The sequence below is a fragment of the Rhodopirellula europaea 6C genome (assembly GCF_000338295.1).
In the GTDB taxonomy this organism is placed as follows: Bacteria; Planctomycetota; Planctomycetia; order Pirellulales; family Pirellulaceae; genus Rhodopirellula; species Rhodopirellula europaea.
In genome coordinates this window covers 1-3,537 of sequence record NZ_ANMO01000121.1, presented here as the reverse complement: position 1 = coordinate 3,537, position 3,537 = coordinate 1, and the positions used below count along the sequence as shown (strand labels likewise).

Sequence of the window (3,537 nt, the reverse complement as noted above, 5' to 3'; positions counted from 1 at the left end):
CGGGCATCACCGGGCGGGGAGAGTAAAATCTTCCATTGCAAACTCGGCCGCAAGCCCCGCTCCGTGTGAATGCCATGGTTATCGCAATAGCCTACACCGAAACGCGTTGAGAAGTCGAACGGCATTGAAGGGAAAACGTCAGGCTCTTCGATCCGAGCTAACCGCGTTGAGTATTTGAAGCAATCGATCGACCGACGAGTGCACCACCCACAGTACCCAACGCGGCACCAACGGACGCACCGATCAGAATGCAAGGCGCAACAAACATCATTGTGAAGTCGCCCGCGTGGCCAAAGATCGCGAACCCGCCATAAAATCCGGCCAGTACGCCAGTGACCAGCCCGAAGCCACCACCGAGTACAGCAAGAAACGCAACCGAGGCGGCTCGAGCAGTTTTCGCAGCAATACGCTTGTTGCCCGAAGTATGGAGTTCGGGTTGACGATCAACTGCCGTTTCTGGCGGCTGGTATGGGCTCACGTCTTGCATGCGATAACGGTAGGCATCACGGGGGGCGGACGAAAGACTCTCCACTTCAAAAACCGCGCAAGCCGTCCTCCCGTGCATGCCATGGTTCGCACCGTCCACAGCTGGAATGGTCACGACCAGCGACACCTAGAGTCTACCAAAATTTCGTACTCAGTCAGGTGCGGCCCCGTGTCACTAATGTGGATAGGTTTTCCAGCCTGTAACCAGATCAATGAGCCGTCACCTTTAGGCGTGTCAACGTCGAAATGCTGGGGGAACCAATCCGTAAGTTCGCCTCGAATATTGGGTGTGTCCTCGCACACCAAATGTAGCTCAGGATGGAAAGCCGATAGCTTTGGAATGGCATTCAAGACTAAACGCTCAGTGCGTTTAGGGAAAACCGACCACGTTACAAACGGGAGAACGAAACAATGTTCGGCATGCAAGCAATCTTCGATGGTTGAGTACATTGTGAATCGTGCTGTCAGATCGCACATTTCTAGCGATTGTGATTTGCAAGTTGGGCAATACCAGGTCCAAACGGAGTGTCCTTCGTAATGCGATCCAATGCAACGTTGGCAAAACTCGCCGTGGCAGTTATTGCAGGTTAGCAAATGTGTCTCGTCGGCACGCTGGAGTTCACCATACGAAACCCCGCAATGTCGGCACGTGTCAGTCATGTCGTCGGTGTGCGAACGGCGGTGTTCACCAAGCCGCGGCGAACGATTTTCAATAGTCAAATCGCTCGGCTCCGCGGCTTTGGTGCAACACTTGGTTCTGTCGCAATGTTTTGAGCCTCGCAGTTTCCAAATATGGGCCTTACACCCATGAGTCTTGCGGTCGAGAACGCACAGCAAGTTGTTAGCGAACGTCCGCAAACGTACAGCCAACGGTCAATGTGAGATCCTCCAAGAATGCCGCCTTGTTGCTCGCCTGTTATATTCTGTACAGCAAATGCAACAATGTTGGTTCCAACACCATCCAATACAATAGCGCAGCCGAACGCAAGCAACGCCAACCACCAGCGTTTCGTCAATCCGTAAAGTATCACAGTTGCAGCAATCAGTGGAGGAATCGTAAATGGTAGGTAGGTCCCGATCCACTCCCTGATCGCGTCTGTTGGTGATAGATGACTGTAGGCCGTTTGCGGCGCGAGATTTGACGTGAGAAATCTGATCCAAACGATCGCCAATGCCGCAGCCGTTGTAAATCCAATTAGCCCAGAAATCGAAAACCGTCCACTACGTTTACCACGTTTCGATTCCTCATCTGAATGTGAAAGTACAGCTTCAGAGAAAATCACAACAGGCGTCAACAGCCACGTGAACATCATTAGCGACAGCAAATCGAGTGCTGGTCTGGCATAGTCTTCGAGTTTGGATCCGGGAAACCGAAAGATCGCTTCTGAAGCATTCGACCAGTCCTGCGTAGCTGAAAATAGCATTCGACCGTATGCGAACGCGACGATGTAAGTTACCACGCGAAGCAATCCGTTGCACGATCGCCATATGTCGGCTCGCGTCACAAGCCATATGGCGAGCACCGTACCGATTGAGTCCATGCCCCAGGCGAATATTCCCACTGGCGACAGCCCCGGAGTATTCGGAGTCTGGGCATAATGGAAGAGACTAACGGTGACCACACCGATCAAAAGTAAGACTGACACAAATAGAACGCGTCTCACAACTGCCCAAGCGTATTGACGATGGAGACCAACCACGTGTGTCTCGTTGGGTCTGCGACAGAACGCCACCCGTAACCGGGTCGCGTCGAAAAAGTTTACCATCGTCAAAACGTTTCACACGCGACTCCGGTTCACGGGATTGTTATCCAAGCATTAGTGTGGCGGCAATCCAGCACCAGCACGTGCGAAATTGTAGCCGGATGTCGCCCAGTCTTCGATTACCTTCGATTCGATAACCTCAATGTGGCCATCGAGAAACAAGTAGTTTGCTGTACTTCCAATATGGCGACCTCTAGCAATGTAAGAATCGACAATCGGAAGGACAAGGTCCGCGTCAATATTCGCCTGTGTGAACCAGGTGTTGGAATTCATGTCAGGCGGAGAATCCGGGGCCTCAACGAGGGGAGCGCCATTGTGCTCAAAGAACTCCATCGTTGAGTGCGTAGAGTTGTAAACAAGCGGATCGTTGTTGATTGAGACATTGCGGAAGAATCCGAGTGACTCTGGTGAATCCGGGCAGATGTTTACGCGGGGGCGATCGGGGGACTGCTCATGACCAAAGTGAAATTGCCGCAAGTTGCTCGCGCATTCCGTTCTGCGCGCCGACGCTCGTGCGGATTGCACCGCTGGCATTAGTAGAGCAATACAAATCGAAATGATCGTGAACACGACAAGTAGCTCAACGAGCGTGACACCGTTACAGGTTTGTTTGTTGTGCAAAGCGTATGCGAATCTGAATTGGATAACGGTAGAAATCACGGGGGACGGGCGAAAGACTTGCAAGCAAACCAACAAACGCGACTCCCGTCCTCCCGTGCATTTCATGGTTCGTCGCTGCGAGGGAGGTGCTGTGCGAGAAGCCAGACATCGCATTCGCCTAGGTGCGGGTCGTCCGGTTGCAGTCGTCGCATTGTATCACGAATCTTCAACGCGGCATCGAGTTTCTCGACTAGTCCGTAACGATTGACGTCACGCGGGGTGAACGCCTCGGGGATTGGTCCGCAGTTGGTAAGAGTGCTATTGCCAAAATACGAGTCCATGATGTCGTAGCCGCAAAAAGCGAATCCATGAGGAATGGACTCCGATCCGTCCGGGCGTTCACAAGTAGCAATCAGCTGGTGTAGTGAGGGATCAAGAGGTTGCCGATGCAACAAGTAGTCAGCATCGCGAAACAACCCAGTGCGGAAGTCTTCGTGGATGTTGTGTTGCCAGTCATCGTCGCAGAGGTCCGTGATGACATCGGGGCACATCATCGAATCCAGGGTGACTAGTTCCGTGATGTCGTCAAAGCCAGAGAATCTGCGGTAGCCATTCCACCGATCGGCCATAGAGGGTGTAAGTCGTCCGCGAAGGGTGAAAAGCCAACGTGACATTGTTTAATTCGGCG

At 52.7% G+C, this 3,537-nt stretch carries 4 protein-coding genes; all 4 read right to left on the bottom strand.

All coding sequences use genetic code 11. The annotated features are described in order from the left end of the window. Window positions 1-157: 157 nt before the first annotated feature. Window positions 158-613: a hypothetical protein gene (locus tag RE6C_RS13960; RefSeq protein WP_039962064.1), complete on the bottom strand. Its 456-nt coding sequence runs from the start codon at window positions 611-613 to the stop codon at window positions 158-160. A 589-nt stretch (window positions 614-1,202) separates the two neighbouring features. Next, on the bottom strand, window positions 1,203-1,946 hold the full coding sequence (locus RE6C_RS13950; RefSeq protein ID WP_144054769.1) for a hypothetical protein: 744 nt from the start codon (window positions 1,944-1,946) through the stop codon (window positions 1,203-1,205). A gap of 357 nt (window positions 1,947-2,303) precedes the next feature. After that, window positions 2,304-2,975 (bottom strand): type II secretion system protein, encoded by a 672-nt coding sequence (locus tag RE6C_RS13945; RefSeq protein ID WP_081605650.1) that lies wholly within the window; start codon window positions 2,973-2,975, stop codon window positions 2,304-2,306. Next, a complete protein-coding gene (locus RE6C_RS13940; RefSeq protein ID WP_039962062.1) occupies window positions 2,972-3,523 on the bottom strand; it encodes a hypothetical protein in 552 nt (183 codons plus the stop codon). The genes RE6C_RS13945 and RE6C_RS13940 overlap by 4 nt, the downstream gene beginning before the upstream one ends. Between the last annotated feature and the right edge of the window lie 14 nt (window positions 3,524-3,537).

Coding starts and splice junctions, on each gene's coding strand:
- RE6C_RS13940 (WP_039962062.1), bottom strand. CDS start 3,523: ATGTCACGTTGGCTTTTCACCCTTCGCGGACGACTTACACCCTCTATG.
- RE6C_RS13945 (WP_081605650.1), bottom strand. CDS start 2,975: ATGAAATGCACGGGAGGACGGGAGTCGCGTTTGTTGGTTTGCTTGCAA.